An 18,649-nucleotide genomic window follows, 5' to 3' on the forward strand; every position below is an offset into this window, starting at 1 on the left:
GGCGGCGCGGGCGGTGCGACCCCCGCGCCGCGAGCGTCACCAGCCCCGCTCGCGCCACTCGGGCAGGTGGGGGCGTTCGGCGCCGAGCGTGGTGTCCTTGCCGTGGCCCGGATAGACCCAGGTGTCGTTCGGCAGCCGGTCGAAGATCCGCTCTGACACGTCGGCGAAGAGCCGGGCGAACCGCTCGGGATCCTTGTTGGTGTTGCCGACGCCGCCGGGGAAGAGCGAGTCGCCGGTGAACAGGTGGCCGGGGTGGTACAGGGCGATCGAGCCCGGGGTGTGCCCGCGCAGGTGGATCACCTCCAGGCCGACCTCGCCGACGGTGATCTCCTCGCCGTGCTCCACCTCCAGGTCCACCGGCACCGGCAGCCCCGGCGCGTCGAGCGGGTGGGCGATCACCGAGGCACCGGTCGCCCCGGCGACCTCCGCCAGGGCCTGCCAGTGGTCGCCGTGCTGGTGGGTGGTGATGATCTTGCTGATCGGCCGGTCACCGATGAGTTCCAGCAGCCGGTCGGGCTCGGCGGCCGCGTCGATGAGCGCGCCGTCACCGGTCCGGGTGCACCGGAGCAGGTAGGCGTTGTTGTCGAACGGGCCGACGGCCAGCTTGGCGATCGTCAGGCCGGGCAGCTCACGCAGGTCTGCGGGGCCGCCGACCTGCACATCACCGGTGTACGTCACGGATTCTCCTCGGATGCTGTCACGGCAGGGCGGGGCGCGGGTGGTGCCCGTCCCCACCCTCATCATCGCCGCCCGGCGGGTGGGGCGGGGCATAAGGGGGGTGTTCACACTGTTGAAACCGGGGACGACCTGCCACATCCAAGGGAAGACCGTAGTCTGGAGAGGGCGGGGAACCCCTGAGCTCCGGACGCCGGCCCGGAAAATTGTCGGTCCCTCTCGCTAGTCTTCCCGCGACCGCTTCCAACCCTCTAAATCGACGTCGGGACTACCGTGGCTGACCGCCTCATCGTGCGTGGTGCACGCGAACACAACCTCAAGGACGTCTCGCTGGACCTCCCGCGAGACTCTCTGATCGTCTTCACCGGGCTGTCCGGCTCGGGCAAGTCCAGTCTGGCCTTCGACACGATCTTCGCCGAGGGCCAGCGCCGCTATGTCGAGTCGCTGTCGGCCTACGCGCGGCAGTTCCTCGGGCAGATGGACAAGCCCGACGTGGACTTCATCGAGGGTCTCTCACCCGCGGTGTCGATCGACCAGAAGTCGACGAGCCGCAACCCGCGCTCCACGGTCGGCACGATCACCGAGGTCTACGACTACCTGCGCCTGCTCTGGGCGCGCATCGGCAAGCCGCACTGTCCCCGGTGCGGGCGGGCGATCGCCAGGCAGAGTCCCGAGCAGATCGTCGACCGGGTGATGGAGCTTCCCGAGGGCACCCGCTTCCAGGTGCTCGCCCCGGTGGTCCGCGGCCGCAAGGGCGAGTACGCCGAGCTTTTCAGCCAGTTGCAGGCCAAGGGCTTCGCCCGGGCCCGCGTCGACGGCACGGTGGTCCGGCTGGACGAGCCGCCGACGCTGAAGAAGCAGGAGAAGCACGACATCGAGGTGATCGTCGACCGCCTGGCGGTGAAGGAGGGCGCGAGCAGCCGCCTGACCGGCTCGGTGGAGACCGCCCTGCAGCTGTCGGGCGGGACGATCACCCTGGAGTTCGTCGACCTGCCCGAGGACGACCCGAACCGCGAGCGCTTCTACTCGGAGCACCTCTACTGCCCCTACGACGACCTGTCGTTCGAGGAGCTGGAGCCCCGCTCGTTCTCCTTCAACTCGCCCTTCGGCGCCTGCCCGGAGTGCACGGGCCTGGGCGTCCGCATGGAGGTCGACCCCGACCTGATCGTGCCCGACCCGGAGAAGCCGCTGGGCGAGGGCGCGATCTCCCCGTGGGCCGGGGGTCACACCAGCGACTACTTCGTCCGCCTCGTCGAGGCGCTCGGCCTGAACATGGGATTCAGCCTCGACACCCCGTGGGAGCGGCTGCCGAAGAAGGCGCAGAAGGCCCTGCTCCACGGTCACGACGAGCAGGTCCACGTCCGCTACAGCAACCGCTACGGCCGAGAGCGCTCCTACTACACCACCTTCGAGGGGGCCATCCCCTGGGTGCAGCGTCGCCACGGTGAGTCCGACAGCGACGGCATGCGGGAGAAGTACGAAGGCTACATGCGGGAGATCCCGTGCCCGGCCTGCGAGGGAGCCAGGCTCAAGCCGGTCTCGCTGGCCGTCACGGTCGACGGCCGCTCGATCGCCGAGGTCTCGGCGATGTCGATCGGCGACTGCGCGACGTTCCTGGCGGGGCTGAGGCTGTCGGACCGTGACATGCACATCGCCGAGCGGGTGGTCAAGGAGATCAACGCCCGGATGGGCTTCCTGCTCGACGTGGGCCTCGACTACCTGACCATGGACCGGGCCTCAGGCACCCTCGCGGGTGGTGAGGCACAGCGCATCCGGCTCGCCACCCAGATCGGCTCCGGCCTGGTCGGTGTGCTGTACGTGCTGGACGAGCCCTCCATCGGTCTGCACCAGCGCGACAACCAGCGGCTGCTGGAGACCCTGATCAGGCTGCGCGACATGGGCAACACGCTCATCGTGGTCGAGCACGACGAGGACACCATCGCCGCCGCCGACTGGGTGGTCGACATCGGCCCGGGAGCGGGCGAGCACGGCGGCCAGGTCGTCGTCTCCGGCACCGTGGCCGACCTGCTGGCCTCGGAGGAGTCGATGACCGGCGCCTACCTGTCCGGCCGCAGGACCATCGCCATCCCCCCCGTACGCCGCAAGCGCGACAGGAAGCGGCAGCTCACCGTGAAGGGCGCCCGCGAGCACAACCTCAAGGGCGTCGACGTGGAGTTCCCCCTCGGGTTGCTGACCGCGGTCACCGGGGTCTCGGGGTCCGGCAAGTCCACCCTGGTCAACGACATCCTCTACAACGCGCTGGCCAAGGAGTTGAACGGCGCGCGTACCGTCCCCGGCCGGCACGCGCGGGTCAACGGGATGGATCTGGTCGACAAGGTCGTGCACGTGGACCAGTCGCCGATCGGCCGCACACCCCGTTCCAACCCGGCGACCTACACCGGCGTCTTCGACAAGGTCCGTGACCTGTTCGCGCAGACCACGGAGGCCAAGGTCCGGGGCTACCAGAAGGGGCGCTTCAGCTTCAACGTCAAGGGCGGCCGGTGTGAGGCGTGCTCGGGAGACGGCACTCTCAAGATCGAGATGAACTTCCTGCCGGACGTCTACGTGCCCTGCGAGGTCTGTCACGGGGCGCGCTACAACCGGGAGACCCTGGAGGTCCACTACAAGGGCAAGACGATCTCCGAGGTGCTCGACATGCCGATCGAGGAGGCCCTGGGCTTCTTCGACTCCATCCCGTCCATCAAGCGCTACCTGCAGACGCTTTACGACGTCGGCCTGGGGTACGTCAGGCTCGGCCAGCCCGCCACGACCCTGTCCGGCGGTGAGGCCCAGCGCGTCAAGCTCGCCTCCGAACTGCAGCGCCGCTCCACTGGCCGGACGATCTACGTGCTCGACGAGCCCACCACCGGCCTGCACTTCGAGGACATCCGCAGGCTGCTGGGCGTGCTGGGCAAGCTCGTCGACGGCGGCAACACGGTCATCGTCATCGAGCACAACCTCGACGTGATCAAGACCGCGGACTGGCTGATCGACATGGGCCCGGAGGGCGGCTCCAGGGGAGGCACCGTGCTCGCCGTCGGCACGCCCGAGGACGTCGCCCTGGTCGACGAGAGTCACACCGGCCGCTTCCTGCGCAAGATCCTCGGCACCTGAAGGCCGGATTCAGGACCGGGCTCCCACGTCAATACCCTTGACGCGAGAGCCCGGTTCTGACGGGGATGACGTTGCGAGAAGGGCCGCAATGAGCATGCAGGAAACCTCCGCCATGCCCGCGCGCAGGCAGGTGATCGCCGCCGCGGGGGCCGTGGCGTGCGGGGCGGCGCTGGCCGGGTGCGGCAGCGGGGAGCCCGCCGCCGCCATCGTGCCGCCGGGGATCAAGGGGAAGGTCATCGCGAGGACCGCCGACATCCCGGTCGGCGGCGGCAAGGTGATCACCAAGTGGAAGATCGTGATCACCCAGCCGACCTCCGGACTGTTCAGGGCGTTCACGGCGAGCTGCCCGCACCGGGGATGCGCGGTCGGGAGAGTCGGGGACGGCGTCATCCACTGCCCCTGCCACGGCAGCGAGTTCGCCGCCGACTCCGGCAAATGCCTCAAGGGCCCGGCGGAGGCGCCGCTGGTCCAGTACGCGCTGAAGCTCGAGGGCGACGGGATCATCGTGGTCTGACGGTTCGCGCGGCCATCTCCTCCAGGGGGCGGATTCGTCGAGCTCGCCGGGGCCGAAATCCGCGATGAGGGTTACCGGGGGATTCTCCGGATGATCCGGAAAGAGCGCCAAGGGCTTAATTCTTCACAGTCTCCTGACACGGCGTACGGCATGCTGAACCGTCATCGGGGTGCCAGCCGTACCTGAAGATGATGATCCTGGAGGAGATACATGACTGAGACGACACGTCGCACGGTGATACTGGGTGCCGGAGGGGCCGGGGTGGCCGCGGTACTGACCGCGTGCGGCAGCTCGGAAGAGCCCGCGACGAGCGGTGGCGACACCTCGTCGACCGCGTCCTCGCAGGCGCCGGAGGCCGGCGCGGGCGACTCCGGGGCGAACGTTCTGGCCAAGACCGCGGACATCCCCGAGGGGGGTGGCAAGGTCTTCAAGGACCAGAAGATTGTGATCACCCAGCCGACCGCGGGCCAGTTCAAGGCGTTCAGCTCCGTCTGCACCCACCAGGGATGCGACGTGGACAAGGTCGCGGACGGCACCATCGACTGCCCGTGCCACAGCAGCAAGTTCAAGATCGCTGATGGTTCCGTGGCGGACGGCCCGGCCTCGAAGCCACTGGAGGAGAAGGCGATCAAGGTGGACGGCGACTCCATCAGCCTCGCCTGAATCCGGTCATGCCCCCGCCGCCGGAAGAACTCGCCCCGGCGGCGGGGGCGCGGTCACCGATTCTCCGGGCGCGGAGGCCGTGCCGGGAAAAGCGGTAAGGAAACCTGTCGGTCCGGGCCGATAGGCTTTCCGTGTGGCGAGATCTGTGGGTGGTCCGGCGAGTTTCCGGCCGAAGCCGGGGTCGATCCCCGAGTCCCCCGGCGTCTACCGGTTCAAGGACGCCGGAGGCCGGGTCGTCTACGTCGGCAAGGCCAAGAGCCTGCGTCAGCGGCTCAACTCCTACTTCGCGGACTTCGCGAGCCTGCATCCGCGCACCCAGACCATGCTCACGACCGCCGTGGACGTCGACTGGACCGTCGTCGGCACCGAGGTCGAGGCGCTCCAGCTCGAATACTCCTGGATCAAGGAGTACGACCCGCGGTTCAACGTCAAATACCGCGACGACAAGTCCTATCCCTACCTCGCGGTCTCCATGGGAGAGGAGTTTCCCCGGGTCCAGGTGCTACGCGGGGCCAAGCGCAAGGGCATCCGCTACTTCGGCCCCTACTCCCACGCCTGGGCGATCAGGGAGACCGTCGACCTGCTGCTCCGGGTGTTCCCGATCAGGAGCTGCTCGACGGGGGTGTTCCGGCGGGCCGCGCAGGTCGGGCGCCCCTGCCTGCTGGGTTACATCGACAAGTGCTCCGCCCCCTGCGTCGGCCGGGTCACCGCCGAGGAGCACCGGAAGCTGGCCGATGACTTCTGCGAGTTCATGGCCGGCAACACCGGCCGGTTCGTCAAGCGGCTGGAGCGCGAGATGCGCGAGGCCGCCGCCGCGCAGGAGTACGAGCGGGCGGCCAGGCTGCGTGACGACATCGGAGCCCTGCAGCGGGCGATGGAGAAGCAGGCGGTGGTCCTGGGCGACAACACCGACTGCGACGTGATCGCCCTGGCGGAGGATCCGCTGGAGGCCGCCGTCCAGGTCTTCTACGTCCGTGACGGGCGGATCAGGGGCCAGCGCGGCTGGGTGGTGGACAAGGTCGAGGAGGCCACGCCCGGCGAGCTGGTCGAGCAGTTCCTGCTGCAGATGTACGGTGACGCGGCCGCCGAGGCGCTGCCCAGGGAGGTGCTGGTCCCCGTCCTGCCACCCGACACGGAGGCGGTCTCCGAGCTGCTCGGCGAGCAGCGCGGGGCCAGGGTGGAGATCAGGGTTCCGCAGCGGGGCGACAAGAGGTCGCTGATGGAGACCGTCGAGCGCAACGCCGTGGAGTCCCTGAAACAGCACAAGCTCAGGCGGGCCAGCGACCTGACCGCGCGGAGCAGGGCGCTGCAGGAGGTCGCCGACGCCCTCGGCCTGGACCAGGTGCCGCTCCGCATCGAGTGCTACGACGTCTCCCACATGCAGGGCACCGACGTGGTGGCCTCCATGGTGGTGTTCGAGGACGGCCTGGCCCGCAAGAGCGAGTACCGCAGGTTCTCGGTGCGCTCCACCGAGGGCGACGTCGCCTCCATCTACGAGGTGATCTCCCGCCGCTTCAAGCGCTACCTGGAGGAACGCTCGGCCACCGGGGACCTCGACGCCGACGCCATGGCAGAGCCGGGCGAGGGGCCGGGCGAGGGGCTGCGGACGCCGGGCATCGACCCGGAGACCGGCAAGCCGCGCAAGTTCGCCTACCCGCCCAACCTGGTCGTCGTCGACGGCGGTCCCGCGCAGGCCGCGGCGGCCCGCAGGGCGCTCGACGAACTGGGCGTCGACGACGTGGCGGTGTGCGGCCTGGCCAAACGGCTGGAGGAGGTCTGGCTGCCCGGTGAGGACCTGCCGGTGATCCTCGCCCGCTCCAGCGAGGCCCTTTACCTTCTTCAGCGAGTGCGCGACGAGGCTCACCGCTTCGCCATCACCTACCATCGATCCAAGCGGTCGAAGAGCGTCAAGGAAAGCGCTCTGGACGAGGTTCCCGGACTCGGCCCGGCCCGCAGGCAGGCGTTGATCAAGCATTTCGGATCGGTGAGACGGCTGCGGGAGGCGACCGCGGCGCAGATCTGCGAGGTTCCCGGGATCGGCCCCTCGACGGCCGAGACGATCGTGTCGGTCTTGAAGGGGCAGAACCCATGAGCGAAAGAGAGTCCGCGTTCGTCCTCGTCACCGGAATGTCGGGGGCGGGGCGGAGCACCGCCGCCAAGGCTCTGGAGGATCTGGGGTGGTTCGTCATCGACAACCTGCCGCCGGGGCTGCTGTTCGCCATGGCCGAGGAGGCGGGGCGGGCCAAGCTGGCCGCCGACAAGGTGGCCGCGGTGGTCGACGTACGCAGCCTGGCCTTCACCAGCGACCTCAACAGTGCCATCGAGGAGCTGGAGGGGCGCGGCGTCGGCGTGCGCGTGGTGTTCCTTGAGGCCAGTGACGAGGAACTGGTCCGCAGGTTCGAGAACGTCCGCCGCCCGCACCCGCTGCAGAGCGACGGCCGGCTGGTCGACGGGATCGCCCGCGAGCGCGGCATCCTGCGTGAGGTCCGGGCCAACGCCGACCTGGTGATCGACACCTCCAACCTCAACGTCCACGAGCTCAGGGGGAAGATCGTCGCCTTCTTCGGCGGCGAGGACCGTCCGGGCCTGCGGGTCAACGTCGTCTCCTTCGGCTACAAGTACGGCCTGCCGGTGGACGCGGACATGGTCGTCGACTGCCGGTTCCTGCCCAACCCCCACTGGGTTCCCGAACTTCGCCCCATGAACGGTCTGGACACCCCCGTACGGGAGTACGTTCTCAACCAGGCGGGGGCGAAGGAACTCCTTGACGCCTACGACGAGGTGTTCGCCATCATCGCCTCCGGCTACACCCGCGAGGGCAAGAGCTACGCCACGCTCGCCGTCGGCTGCACCGGTGGCAAGCACCGCAGCGTCGCCATGGCCGAGCAGATCGGCGGCCGGCTGCGTGATCGGGGCGGCATGGAGGTGCAGGTGAGCCATCGGGATGTGGGCCGGGAGTGAGTCGACGACCCCCTCCTGAAGGAGGGGGCCTGAGACGCCGTAAGGCGCTTTGAAGCCCCGCGTTGACCAGCCCGAGTCATCTGGTTAGGGAGGTGCATTCAGATGACTACGTTTCACGTAGGCCAGCAGACCGACCCCGTCGTGCTTCCTCAGCGGCGGGCTCTCGAATCCGAGTCAGCAGACAACCCCGAGGGTGGGGACGAAACGGGACGCGGGCACTGCCACCTGGCGGTAACCGGCGTGGAACATGGGCGAGGGGAGATCGGATCAGAGGGCACCCGCCCGATCCGGCGTCACGCCGAGGGCGCTTCGGTGTCCGAGGGAGAGAACCGTGAGGTTCACCCGGTCGTGTTCGTCCTGGACGTCCGCGGCCACCCGCTCGACCCGTGCCACCCCGCCCGCGCCCGCCGCCTGCTGACGGCAGGCCGGGCCGTGGTTCACCGGCACACCGGCGTTCGTCATCCGGCTGTGCCTGCTTCAACGAGCCGACGGCTACGGCTGCACCACCCATCCCGAAGTGCGGCGCCGTGCCGCGTTTCCTCCCCCGCCTGAAGGCAGGAGTATCCACGCTGGAGGTAATTGATGAAGGTCTCAAGGTCGTCGCGCTGGGTGGAGGACACGGGCTGTACGCCTCGCTGTCGGCACTGCGGAGGGTCACCTCCCGGCTGACGGCGGTGGTCACCGTGGCCGACGACGGAGGCTCCAGCGGCCGCCTCCGTCGCGAGTTCGGCGTGCTGCCCCCGGGAGACCTGAGGATGGCGCTGGCCGCCCTGTGCGGTGACGACGAGTGGGGCCACACCTGGAGTGAGGTCGTCCAGCATCGCTTCCGCAGCGACGGTGACCTGGACGGCCACGCGATCGGCAACCTGCTGATCGTGGCGCTCTGGGAGCGCCTGGGCGACACGGTCGCCGGGCTCGACTGGCTCGGGCGGCTGCTCGGCGCGCACGGGCGGGTGCTGCCGATGTCCTCGGTGCCGCTCGACATCGCCGCCGAGGTGGAACTGGACGGCCTGGTGAGCACGGTGCGCGGCCAGGTGGCCTGCGCGCTCACCCCGGGCAGGGTCCGGGCCATCTCGCTGGTCCCCGAGGACCCGCCGGCGTGCCCCGAGGCCGTCGAGGCGGTCCTCGACGCCGACTGGGTGGTGTTCGGCCCCGGCTCCTGGTTCACCAGCGTGCTGCCGCACCTGAAGGTGCCCGAGCTGGCCGAGGCGTTGCACACCACCCGCGCGCGGCGCCTGGTCGCGCTGAACCTCGCTCCCCAGACGGGGGAGACCGACGGTTTCTCCCCCCAGAAGCACCTGGAGGTGCTGCGCCAGCACGCGCCCTCCCTGGAGGTGGACGTGGTCGTCGCGGACACCGGCGTGACCGACGACGGTGAGGAGCTGGAGAAGGCCGTGGCCGGCCTGGGCGGGCGGCTGGTCCTGGCCTCCGTGGCGGATGAGGACGGCTCGCCGCGACACGATGCACAACGTCTTGCCTCCGTCCTGGACGAGATTTTCCGTGCGAAGCGTTGATCCTGGTCAGCGGTGCCCAGGAGTGCGAGAAACTGCTGTGAGCCCGATTCATCTCGGGCCGCATGGGGTCTGTATGGGGGAGGACGAACGCGCATGGCGATGACAGGTGTGGTCAAGGACGAGCTGAGCAGGCTGACGGTCCTGAAGCCTTGCTGCCGTAAGGCCGAGGTGTCGACGCTGCTGCGGTTCGCGAGCGGGTTGCACCTGGTGAGCGGCCGGATCGTGATCGAGGCCGAGTTGGACACCAATGTCACCGCCCGGCGGCTTATCAAAGACATCGGTGAAGTCTTCGGGCACAAGGCGGAGGTGCTCGTGCTGGCCCCGGCGGGGTTGCGCAAGGGATCGCGCTACCTCGTGCGGGTCTACCGCGACGGGGAGGCGCTGGCCCGCCAGACCGGCCTGATCGACAACCACGGGCGCCCGGTCCGTGGCCTGCCCCGCCAGGTCGTCGCCGGGGCGGCCTGCGATGCCGAGGCGGCCTGGCGGGGGGCGTTCCTGGCGCACGGCTCGCTCACCGAGCCCGGGCGCTCGATGTCGCTGGAGGTCACCTGCCCGGGGCCCGAGGCGGCGCTCGCGCTGGTCGGGTCGGCGCGGCGGCTGAAGATCCATGCCAAGGCCCGCGAGGTGCGCGGCGTCGACCGGGTGGTGGTCCGTGACGGCGACGCCATCGGCGCGCTGCTGACCAGGCTGGGCGCCCACGACAGCGTGCTGGCCTGGGAGGAGCGGCGGATGCGCCGCGAGGTCCGGGCGACGGCCAACCGGCTGGCCAACTTCGACGACGCCAACCTGCGCCGTTCGGCCCGCGCCGCGGTCGCCGCCGGAGCCAGGGTCCAGCGGGCGCTGGAGATCCTCGGGGAGGAGGCTCCGGAGCACCTGGTGATCGCCGGCCGCCTGCGGGTGGAGCACAAGCAGGCCTCCCTGGAGGAGCTGGGCCAGCTGGCCGACCCGCCCCTGACCAAGGACGCCATCGCCGGTCGCATCCGCCGGCTGCTGGCCATGGCCGACAAGCGCGCTCAGGACATCGGCATCCCCAACACCGAGGCCAATCTCACCGTCGACATGCTGGCCCCCTGACGCGCTCCCCGACCTGGCAGGGCGGCGCCGCGTTCCCGGTGACCGCACCGGGAACGCGGCGCCGACACGCGCCGTTCAAGGCCCGCTCAGGGCTGCTTCCTGGGAGCGAAGTAGTCCACGTGGTCGGCCTCGCCCGGCTGCGGGACGGACGAGGCGGCGTGGGCTTCGCGGGCGGCCTTGACTCTTCTGCTCACGAAGCCGAAGCCCGCGTAGGCGGCGATCGCCCAGAACAGCAGTGACTTGGGATCGCGCCTGAGATCCTCGGGGAAGGTGTTGAGGACCTGGGTCAGCGCCGAGCCGTAGTCGTCGCCGGAGGCTCGTACCCAGACGATCACGTATCCGGCGACCTGGCCGAGCGCGGCGCCGATCAGGGAGAAGAGGGCGGCCAGCGGCGGCAGCACAGGGCTCGTCGGCCTGACCGCCATCATGGCGAGGCCGACGAGGAGACCGACGCCGATGGCGGCGAAGCCGATCTCGTACCCGCTGAAGCCGATGAGCGCGCCGTAGGCCGCGGCACCGACCAGGGTGGCGCCGAGGCCGGTAAAAATACCTGGTAGAAGCCCGTTTGCCAGATGTGGATCGTTATCTGTCACAACAGCTCCTCATGGGGTCTAAGGGTTTTCCGGTGATGAGTCGGGCACTCTACTTGAATGGTGCGATACCTGTTCATGGGTTAAGGAATAACGGACCTCCCCCCTCCAGTGGTCTACACCAATTTAGGTCCGATAAGGTTCGTGGTTGAGGTTTCAGCCAGCCCCAAGTCGCCGGTCCTCATGACCGGCGCACCGACGTACGAGGAGATCGGCACCGTGACCATCCGCGTAGGCGTCAATGGATTCGGCCGCATCGGCCGCAACTTCTGGCGCGCGGTCGCTGCCAGCGGCAAGGACATCGAGATCGTGGCGGTCAACGACCTGACCGACAACGCCACGCTCGCCCACCTGCTGAAGTACGACAGCATTCTCGGCCGCCTGCCGTACGAGGTGAAGAGCACCGCCGACGAGATCATCGTGGACGGCAAGGCCATCAAGGCCTTCGCCGAGCGCGACCCCGCCAAGCTGCCCTGGGGTGACCTGGGCGTGGACGTCGTGGTGGAGTCGACCGGCTTCTTCACCGATGCGAACAAGGCCCGAGTGCACGCCGAGAACGGTGCCAAGAAGGTCATCATCTCGGCCCCGGCCAAGAACGAGGACGTCACCGTCGTGATGGGCGTCAACCACGACAAGTACGACCCGGCCAAGCACACGGTCATCTCCAACGCCTCCTGCACCACCAACTGCCTGGCGCCGATGGCCAAGGTCATCAACGACACCTTCGGTATCGAGAAGGGTCTGATGACCACCATCCACGCCTACACGCAGGACCAGAACCTGCAGGACGCCCCGCACAGCGACCTGCGCCGCGCCCGCGCCGCCGCGATCAACATCGTGCCGACCTCGACCGGCGCGGCCAAGGCCATCGGCCTGGTGCTGCCCGAGCTCAAGGGCAAGCTCGACGGCTACGCGCTGCGGGTGCCGATCCCCACCGGCTCGGCCACCGACCTCACCGTCGAGGTCGGCCGCGAGACCACGGTCGAGGAGGTCAACGCCGCGCTCAAGGCCGCGGCCGAGGGCGAGCTCAAGGGCTACCTCACCTACACCGAGGACCCGATCGTCTCCTCCGACATTGTCACCGACCCCTCGTCCTGCATCTTCGACTCCGCCCTCACCAAGGTGATCGGCAACCAGGTCAAGGTCGTCGGCTGGTACGACAACGAGTGGGGCTACTCCAACCGTCTCGCCGACCTCATCGAGCTGGTCGGCGCCGACCTCTGATGAAGGACATCTCCGAGTTCGACGTGGACGGTCGGCGCGTCCTGGTACGCGCCGACCTCAACGTCCCCCTGGAGGGGGACGTCATCACCGACGACGGCCGCATCCGTGCCTCGGTGCCGACGATCGAGGAACTCGCCCGCAGGGGCGCCCGCGTGATCGTCGTCGCGCACCTGGGGCGCCCCAAGGGCAAGCCGAACCCGGACTACTCCCTGGCCCCCGTCGCCAAGCGGCTGGGCGAGCTCCTGGGCGCGGACGTCGCCTTCGCGACCGACGTGGTCGGGAAGTCGGCGCAGGAGGTCGTGGAGGCGCTTCAGGACGGTCAGGTGGCCCTGCTGGAGAACCTGCGCTTCGAGCCCGGCGAGGAGTCCAAGGACGACGCCGAGCGGGCCGAGTTCGCGGCCAGGCTGGCCGCCCTCGCCGACCTCTACGTGGGCGACGGCTTCGGCGCGGTGCACCGCAAGCACGCCAGCGTCTACGACGTGCCCGCCCTGCTGCCGCACGCCGCGGGCCGGCTGGTCCTGGCCGAGGTCGAGGTGCTCAAAAGGCTGACCGAGACCACCGAACGGCCGTACGCCGTGGTGCTGGGCGGTGCGAAGGTCTCCGACAAGCTCGGGGTCATCGGCAACCTGCTCACCAAGGTCGACAGGCTCCTCATCGGCGGCGGCATGGCCTACACCTTCCTGAAGGCACAGGGGTACGAGGTGGGCCGGTCGCTGCTCCAGGAGGACCAGCTCGACCAGGTGCGGGGCTTCCTGAACGAGGCGGCCAAGCGCGGCGTGCAGCTCGTCCTGCCGGTCGACGTGCTGGCGGCCACCGAGTTCGCCGAGGACGCCGAGTACGAGGTGGTCGACGCCACCGCGATCCCGGCCGACCGCCAGGGCCTCGACATCGGCCCGCGCACCCGCGAGCTTTTCGCGAGCAAGCTGGCCGACGCCAGGACCGTGTTCTGGAACGGCCCGATGGGCGTCTTCGAGTTCGAGGCGTTCTCCGGCGGAACCCGCGCGGTCGCCGAGGCGTTGATCGGTTCGGAGGCCTTCACGGTCGTCGGCGGGGGAGACTCGGCCGCCGCCGTGCGCAGGCTCGGCCTGCCCGAGGACGGGTTCTCGCACATCTCCACCGGTGGCGGGGCCAGCCTGGAATACCTGGAGGGCAAGACCCTCCCCGGACTCGTGGCGCTGGAGAGGTAGAGGTCAGATGAGCACCGCTCGCAAGCCGCTCATAGCCGGCAACTGGAAGATGAACCTCAACCACCTTGAGGCCATCGCCCACACCCAGAAGCTCGCCTTCGCGCTGGGCGACAAGGACTTCGATCGGGCCGACGTGGCCGTGCTGCCGCCCTTCACCGATCTGCGCAGCGTGCAGACCCTGGTGGACGGCGACAAGCTGCGGATCCTCTACGGTGCCCAGGACCTGTCGCAGCACGACGGCGGCGCCTACACCGGTGAGATCTCCGGGGCCATGCTCGCCAAACTCGGCTGCACCTTCGCCACGATCGGGCACTCCGAGCGCCGCCAGTACCACCACGAGGACGACGACGTCGTCAACGTCAAGGTGCAGGCGGCCTACCGGCACTCGCTCACCCCCATCCTGTGTGTGGGGGAGGGGCTGCCGGTGCGCCAGGCGGGCGGCCAGGTGGCCTACAGCGTCGCGCAGCTCGAAGGGGCGCTTCGCAAGGTCACCGCCGAGCAGGTCGCCTCAATCGTGCTCGCCTACGAGCCGGTTTGGGCGATCGGCACCGGCGAGGTGGCCACCCCCGACGACGCGCAGGAGGTCTGCGGGGCCCTCCGGGAGCGACTCGCCGAACTGTACGACGCCGATGTGGCCGCGGGTGTCCGTATCCTTTACGGTGGGTCGGTCAAGTCTGACAACATCGCGGGCATCATGGCACAGCCCGATGTCGACGGTGCCCTGGTCGGCGGCGCGAGCCTCGATGCCGGGGAATTCGTCAAAATTTGCCGTCTTGGCGAATTGTCGAGTTGACTGGTCCATTTGGGGGGTGTGATTTGACAGCACGTCATACCCTCTTAGAGCAGGTTTGAATCGTCACGCCTCTGGCGTACACAAGGGTCGTGCCCGGACGCGGGACACGCGCACATAGGGAACAGGTCAACGGTGACAATCGGAATCTCCATCGCCCTCATCCTGTCGAGCTTGCTGATGATGCTGCTCGTCCTGCTCCACAAGGGCAAGGGCGGTGGTCTCTCGGATCTGTTCGGTGGCGGTTTCTCGTCGTCGTTCGGAGGCTCCTCCGTGGTGGAGCGTAACCTTGACAGGCTCACCGTCATCACCGGTGTGGTCTGGTTCGTCTGCATCATCGCGCTGGGCCTGCTCCTGAGGCCCTGACCTGGCTTTGACAGGCGTGACAGTGGTTCAGTCCCCGCATCCCCAAGCGGCGGGGCCATCGAGCAAGGAGTTCATCCGTGGGTAGTGGCAACGCGATCCGTGGCAGCCGTGTCGGTGCCGGCCCGATGGGGGAGGCGGAGCGTGGCGAGGCGGCCCCCCGTGTGCGGGTCCCTTTCTGGTGCGCGAACATGCATGAGACGCGCCCCAGTTTCGCCAGCGACGCGGCCGTTCCCGAGTTCTGGGACTGCCCCCGGTGTGGTCTCCCCGCAGGTCAGGACGAGGCCAACCCGCCCGCGCCGCCGCGTAACGAGCCTTACAAGACGCACCTCGCGTATGTGAAGGAGCGCCGCAGCGACAAGGACGGCGCGCAGATCCTGGCCGAGGCCCTGGAGCGGCTGCGCTCCTCCTCGCGCCCGATCTACTAGCCGGACCCCTTGCGCGTGGTCCGCCGGTGAGCACGCCGAAGACCCCCGTGGGATCGCCCACGGGGGTCTTTCGCGTCTTCCGGGCCAGGTCGAGGCGCCTTTCGTCCACCGGAACGGGGGCCACTGAGCCCCCTCCGCGCCGGTCGCGGGTCAGCCCGCAGACTCGAAGAACAGGGCGACCGCGACGGCCCCGGGGTCGGGCGCTCCCAGGGCGGCCTCGCCGACATAGCTGGCCCGGCCCCGGCGGGCGATGATCGAGGAGGTGGAGTCGGCTCCGGCGCGGGCCGCCTCCGCCGCCAGTCGCAGAGCCCGCGCGGCGGGGACGTCGTCCTCCACGGCCTCGGCCAGGGCGTCGGCCGCCGGGGCCATGGCGTCGACCATCGTCCGGTCGCCCACCGAGGCGGAGCCCAGCCTGCGGACCGTGGCCACCCCGTTCCTGGCGGCGTCGGCGAGCAGGGCCGTGCTGAAGGCGGGACTGCCCTCCCCGGCCAGCGCGAACTCGCGGAACCACATGCCGAACAGCGGCCCGCTGGTGCCGCCGGAGTGTTCGAGGAAGGCCGTCGAGAGGCTGGAGAACGGCGCCCCGGCGTCGGCGGGTGCGGGCGAGAACTTCGCCTTGGCCCTGCTGAGCGCGGTGACCATGTTGGTGCCGAAGTCGCCGTCACCGCTGCGGCGGTCCAGCTCGGTCAACTCCTGGACCTGATCGTCGATCCGGGTGATGAACCGCTCGACCCACGACAGTACGGCCTGGGGTTCGAGGTCGTTCATGGATTTCTCCTTCGAGTACCGGGCCGGGACGCGAGGCCGGTCGATCCGGTCTTACCCGGTGGCTGACCCGTGACGATGCTCATACGCGGAGAACCGGGCCGGTCGGGTGACCGTCGCCGATCGCCGGAGCCGTGGGCGGGTCACCAGGTGAGGGCGGCGGTGCGCACCGGGTCGTCCCACAGGCCGACGAGCTCCTCGTCCGCGCGGATCAGGGTGACCGAGCAGCCCGCCATGTCCAGGGCGGTGACATAGGAGCCCACCAGCTGCCGGGCGACCGTCACACCTCGCGCGTCAAGGAGCCGGGTCACCTGCCGGTAGGCCGCGAGCAGCTCCAGCTGGTGGGTGGAGCCGAGGCCGTTGACGATCACGAAGACCGCGTCGCCCCTGTTCAGCCCGAGGTCGTCGGCGACCGGCCCGGTCAGTGCGGCCACCAGCTCGTCGGCGGGGGCGACGGGGATCTTCCGGACTCCCCGCTCGCCGTGGATGCCGACGCCGAACTCGACCTGGCCCACTTCCAGGTCGAACGAGGGTACGGACTGGCCGGGGTGGGTGCAGGCCCGCAGGGCCAGGGACATGGTCCGGGCGTTGCCCGCGACACGGCGGCCGAGTGCGGCCACCGTGGACAGGTCGGCGCCCCGCTCGGCGGCGGCGCCGCAGATCTTCTCGACGGCGACGACGGCGGCGGTGCCCCGCCGCCCGGGGCCGCCCTCGACGGAGGTGTCGGTGGCCAGGTCGTCGTCGACGAGCACGGTCTCGATCCGGATGGCGCCGGAGATCTCGGCGGCGATGGTGAAGTTCAGCACGTCGCCGGTGTAGTTCTTGACCACGTGGACGACCCCTCGGCCGTCGTCGACCGCCTCGGTGGCCGCCTGGATCTGGATCGCGGTGGGGCTGGCGAAGACCGCTCCCGGCACCGCGGCGTCCAGCATGCCGTACCCCACGAAACCGGTGTGCAGGGGCTCGTGCCCGGAGCCGCCGCCGGACAGCACGCCGACCTTGTACGGCCGCCGGTCATCGGCCCTGATGACGAAGCTGGGGTCGCGGTTCCACCGCAGTCGCCCCCTCTGGCTGAGCTCCAGCCCTTCGAGCGCCTCGCCGACGAGCTCCTGCGGGTCGTTGACCAGCTGATGTGCGGCCACCTGGCCCCTCCTTGCCTCGCGAACGCTCTGTTCCTACCCGGTTTCAGACCCCTGACGTCCCCGGAGATCAGTCTCTGCTGTCCGCCTTGTCCAGCCTGGTGCGTACCTGAGCCCCGAAGCATGTGATCGGCCAGGTATGTTTTGTCGGTGGGTTTCAGTACCTTCGCCAGCATGTTCCGGCAAAACTATGAGGTGTACCCACGCCACGTGCTCTGCGTGCTCGGCTCGGGTCTGGATTTCGACGTGGTGGAGAAGGTCGTAGCAGAGGTCGGGGGGCCTGGCTTCAGCGTCGACCTGGAGCACTTTCAGCAGGCTCACGATCCGCGGATGCCCCGGTCGTTTGACGCCTCCCTGGCGAACGTCTCCTTCACCGAATCCGACTGGGGGGCGGTGGAGACACACGATTCGGTGGTGTACGTGCTGTCGCCGCCGATGAGGCAGAACAACGCGTTCGATCTCCATCGAAGAGTGATGGTCGGTCATGGTGACGGGGTTTTCGAGGAGGTGTGGGACAGAACGTTCGACGTCTCGCGGCGGATGCTGGCGGTGACGGCCGCGCTGTTGCGCTCCGGCGCCACGGCCGCGAAGGGCGAGAGCAGCGGTCTCGCGCACGGCCGGGAGCGGTGGCTCACCCTGGCCGATCGGGCGGCCGAGGCTAGGGATCGGGAAATGCTGGCCGTGATCCTCTTCCACGCCTGGGTCAAACGGCCGCTTTTGGATGGCAGCCTGTTGAAGAGCTGCGGCATGCATCTGCTGGGCGCACCCGATGTGCAGATCGACATCGGGTCGCCCGCGGGGAAACCGCTGCCCGCGACGCTGGTCGGCGAAGTCGTGGATCTGATCGACGAGGTGGCGCTATACCTGCTGACCGAGCGGCGGGCGCGGGAGATGAGCGACGGCGAGGGTTACCGATCCACCCCCGACGGCCCGCGATGGATCATGGAAAGACACCCGTGCCTTGGCTACGAGGAAGACAGCTTCTTCTTCAACCCGTACGGATACTGGCGCTTCACCCCCGATGAGCCCTCCACGTCGACCCCCGCCGAACCGTGAGCCGTCTTCGGCGCGACGTCTGTACCCGGCCCCTTTTAGAGCGCTCCTGGCGGTCTCTGCCGGTCGCCGGGCTCGCCGGGGCCCGTGAACGGTCGAGGATCGCCTCGTAGGGGCGACGGAGACCCAAGGTAAACGCACATGTCGGTGGCCTGGTTGCCGAGGGAATCCGGTGCTGTTTTGCAGTGGACCTCCGGTAGTGCGGGAAACCTTGGAGGTCTGCTGAAAAATCGGGGTGAAGACCATGATGCCGTGGGTTATCCGGAATGTCCTGGGTAAGGGCTGGGAGATGCCCCCTTGCGCAGGTATGGGCAGGTGGGGAGATCGATATTGCCCCGGAGGTGGTCTCATGAAGGAGCAGCCGGGAACGCATGACCATCCGAAGAGCGCGCTGAACCTGCGGCTCGCTCTGGCGAGCTTCGGCCTGGTGGTCTGTACGGTTCTGGCGGTCTTCGCGGCACAGGGTGGGTTCACACCGCTTACCGTGGCTTTTGCCGTACTGGCGGCCATCGCCATCGTGGACATCGTGGTGGTCGGGGGCCGGATCGTACGGAGACGCCGGCGCGGTGAGCGGCACACCCTCTTCGAGTAGGTC

The 18,649-nt window shown here is 69.1% G+C and carries 19 protein-coding genes; 15 read left to right on the forward strand and 4 right to left on the reverse strand.

The window, feature by feature from the left end:
- Window positions 1-36 precede the first annotated feature (36 nt).
- The gene (locus tag AB0K21_RS18350) at window positions 37-678 is read right to left on the reverse strand and encodes an MBL fold metallo-hydrolase (protein ID WP_364151271.1); all 642 of its coding nucleotides are present in this window, start codon (window positions 676-678) and stop codon (window positions 37-39) included.
- Window positions 679-948: 270 nt separating this feature from the next.
- On the opposite strand from AB0K21_RS18350, the gene uvrA reads away from it, so the two are divergent.
- The 8 genes from uvrA (at window position 949) to whiA (ending at window position 10,515) form a co-directional block, all read left to right on the forward strand.
- Window positions 949-3,789: an excinuclease ABC subunit UvrA gene (gene uvrA, locus AB0K21_RS18355; RefSeq protein ID WP_343969003.1), complete on the forward strand. Its 2,841-nt coding sequence runs from the start codon at window positions 949-951 to the stop codon at window positions 3,787-3,789.
- Between the two features lie 88 nt (window positions 3,790-3,877).
- Entirely contained in the window at window positions 3,878-4,303 is a 426-nt protein-coding gene (locus tag AB0K21_RS18360) for a Rieske (2Fe-2S) protein (protein ID WP_364151275.1), read from the forward strand.
- Window positions 4,304-4,513: 210 nt separating this feature from the next.
- On the forward strand, window positions 4,514-4,966 hold the full coding sequence (locus AB0K21_RS18365; RefSeq protein ID WP_343969007.1) for a Rieske (2Fe-2S) protein: 453 nt from the start codon (window positions 4,514-4,516) through the stop codon (window positions 4,964-4,966).
- Window positions 4,967-5,111: 145 nt separating this feature from the next.
- On the forward strand, window positions 5,112-7,058 hold the full coding sequence (gene uvrC, locus AB0K21_RS18370; RefSeq protein ID WP_343969063.1) for an excinuclease ABC subunit UvrC: 1,947 nt from the start codon (window positions 5,112-5,114) through the stop codon (window positions 7,056-7,058).
- Complete coding sequence (rapZ, locus tag AB0K21_RS18375) at window positions 7,055-7,927, forward strand: RNase adapter RapZ (protein ID WP_343969009.1); 873 nt, start codon at window positions 7,055-7,057, stop codon at window positions 7,925-7,927. The genes uvrC and rapZ overlap by 4 nt, the downstream gene beginning before the upstream one ends.
- 102 nt (window positions 7,928-8,029) lie before the next feature.
- The gene (locus tag AB0K21_RS18380) at window positions 8,030-8,479 is read left to right on the forward strand and encodes an RRXRR domain-containing protein (protein WP_364151279.1); all 450 of its coding nucleotides are present in this window, start codon (window positions 8,030-8,032) and stop codon (window positions 8,477-8,479) included.
- 26 nt (window positions 8,480-8,505) lie between these two features.
- Window positions 8,506-9,441: a uridine diphosphate-N-acetylglucosamine-binding protein YvcK gene (gene yvcK, locus AB0K21_RS18385; RefSeq protein WP_343969065.1), complete on the forward strand. Its 936-nt coding sequence runs from the start codon at window positions 8,506-8,508 to the stop codon at window positions 9,439-9,441.
- A gap of 93 nt (window positions 9,442-9,534) precedes the next feature.
- Window positions 9,535-10,515: a DNA-binding protein WhiA gene (gene whiA / locus AB0K21_RS18390; protein WP_030905033.1), complete on the forward strand. Its 981-nt coding sequence runs from the start codon at window positions 9,535-9,537 to the stop codon at window positions 10,513-10,515.
- A gap of 86 nt (window positions 10,516-10,601) precedes the next feature.
- Here the strand turns inward: whiA and AB0K21_RS18395 are convergent, their stop codons facing one another.
- Entirely contained in the window at window positions 10,602-11,108 is a 507-nt protein-coding gene (locus tag AB0K21_RS18395) for a hypothetical protein (RefSeq protein ID WP_343969014.1), read from the reverse strand.
- Between the two features lie 216 nt (window positions 11,109-11,324).
- Here AB0K21_RS18395 and gap point away from each other — a divergent pair, with 216 nt between their 5' ends.
- From gap to AB0K21_RS18420, 5 genes are all read left to right on the forward strand, one after another.
- Window positions 11,325-12,329 (forward strand): type I glyceraldehyde-3-phosphate dehydrogenase, encoded by a 1,005-nt coding sequence (gene gap, locus AB0K21_RS18400; RefSeq protein WP_030905029.1) that lies wholly within the window; start codon window positions 11,325-11,327, stop codon window positions 12,327-12,329.
- Window positions 12,329-13,516, forward strand: coding sequence for a phosphoglycerate kinase (locus AB0K21_RS18405; protein WP_343969016.1), 1,188 nt, complete (start codon window positions 12,329-12,331; stop codon window positions 13,514-13,516). Before gap ends, AB0K21_RS18405 begins: the two co-directional genes overlap by 1 nt.
- A 7-nt stretch (window positions 13,517-13,523) precedes the next feature.
- Complete coding sequence (tpiA, locus tag AB0K21_RS18410; RefSeq protein WP_343969018.1) at window positions 13,524-14,309, forward strand: triose-phosphate isomerase; 786 nt, start codon at window positions 13,524-13,526, stop codon at window positions 14,307-14,309.
- Between the two features lie 132 nt (window positions 14,310-14,441).
- Entirely contained in the window at window positions 14,442-14,672 is a 231-nt protein-coding gene (secG, locus tag AB0K21_RS18415) for a preprotein translocase subunit SecG (protein ID WP_030905020.1), read from the forward strand.
- Between the two features lie 77 nt (window positions 14,673-14,749).
- Window positions 14,750-15,097: an RNA polymerase-binding protein RbpA gene (locus AB0K21_RS18420; RefSeq protein WP_012892502.1), complete on the forward strand. Its 348-nt coding sequence runs from the start codon at window positions 14,750-14,752 to the stop codon at window positions 15,095-15,097.
- A 150-nt stretch (window positions 15,098-15,247) separates the two neighbouring features.
- On the opposite strand, the gene dhaL is transcribed toward AB0K21_RS18420, so the two are convergent.
- Both dhaL and AB0K21_RS18430 read right to left on the reverse strand, forming a co-directional pair.
- The gene (gene dhaL / locus AB0K21_RS18425) at window positions 15,248-15,865 is read right to left on the reverse strand and encodes a dihydroxyacetone kinase subunit DhaL (protein ID WP_343969031.1); all 618 of its coding nucleotides are present in this window, start codon (window positions 15,863-15,865) and stop codon (window positions 15,248-15,250) included.
- A gap of 140 nt (window positions 15,866-16,005) precedes the next feature.
- Window positions 16,006-17,004 carry a dihydroxyacetone kinase subunit DhaK gene (locus tag AB0K21_RS18430; protein ID WP_343969033.1) on the reverse strand — a complete coding sequence of 333 codons (999 nt, stop codon included), beginning with the start codon at window positions 17,002-17,004 and terminating at the stop codon, window positions 16,006-16,008.
- Window positions 17,005-17,145: 141 nt separating this feature from the next.
- On the opposite strand from AB0K21_RS18430, the gene AB0K21_RS18435 reads away from it, so the two are divergent.
- The gene (locus AB0K21_RS18435; protein ID WP_364151288.1) at window positions 17,146-18,057 is read left to right on the forward strand and encodes a hypothetical protein; all 912 of its coding nucleotides are present in this window, start codon (window positions 17,146-17,148) and stop codon (window positions 18,055-18,057) included.
- 346 nt (window positions 18,058-18,403) lie between these two features.
- Window positions 18,404-18,646, forward strand: a complete 243-nt coding sequence (locus AB0K21_RS18440) for a DUF6343 family protein (protein ID WP_364151291.1) — start codon at window positions 18,404-18,406, stop codon at window positions 18,644-18,646.
- Window positions 18,647-18,649 lie beyond the last annotated feature (3 nt).

Origin of the sequence: Streptosporangium sp. NPDC049248 (assembly GCF_040678965.1) — a bacterium.
Classification (GTDB): Bacteria; Actinomycetota; Actinomycetes; order Streptosporangiales; family Streptosporangiaceae; genus Streptosporangium; species Streptosporangium fukuiense.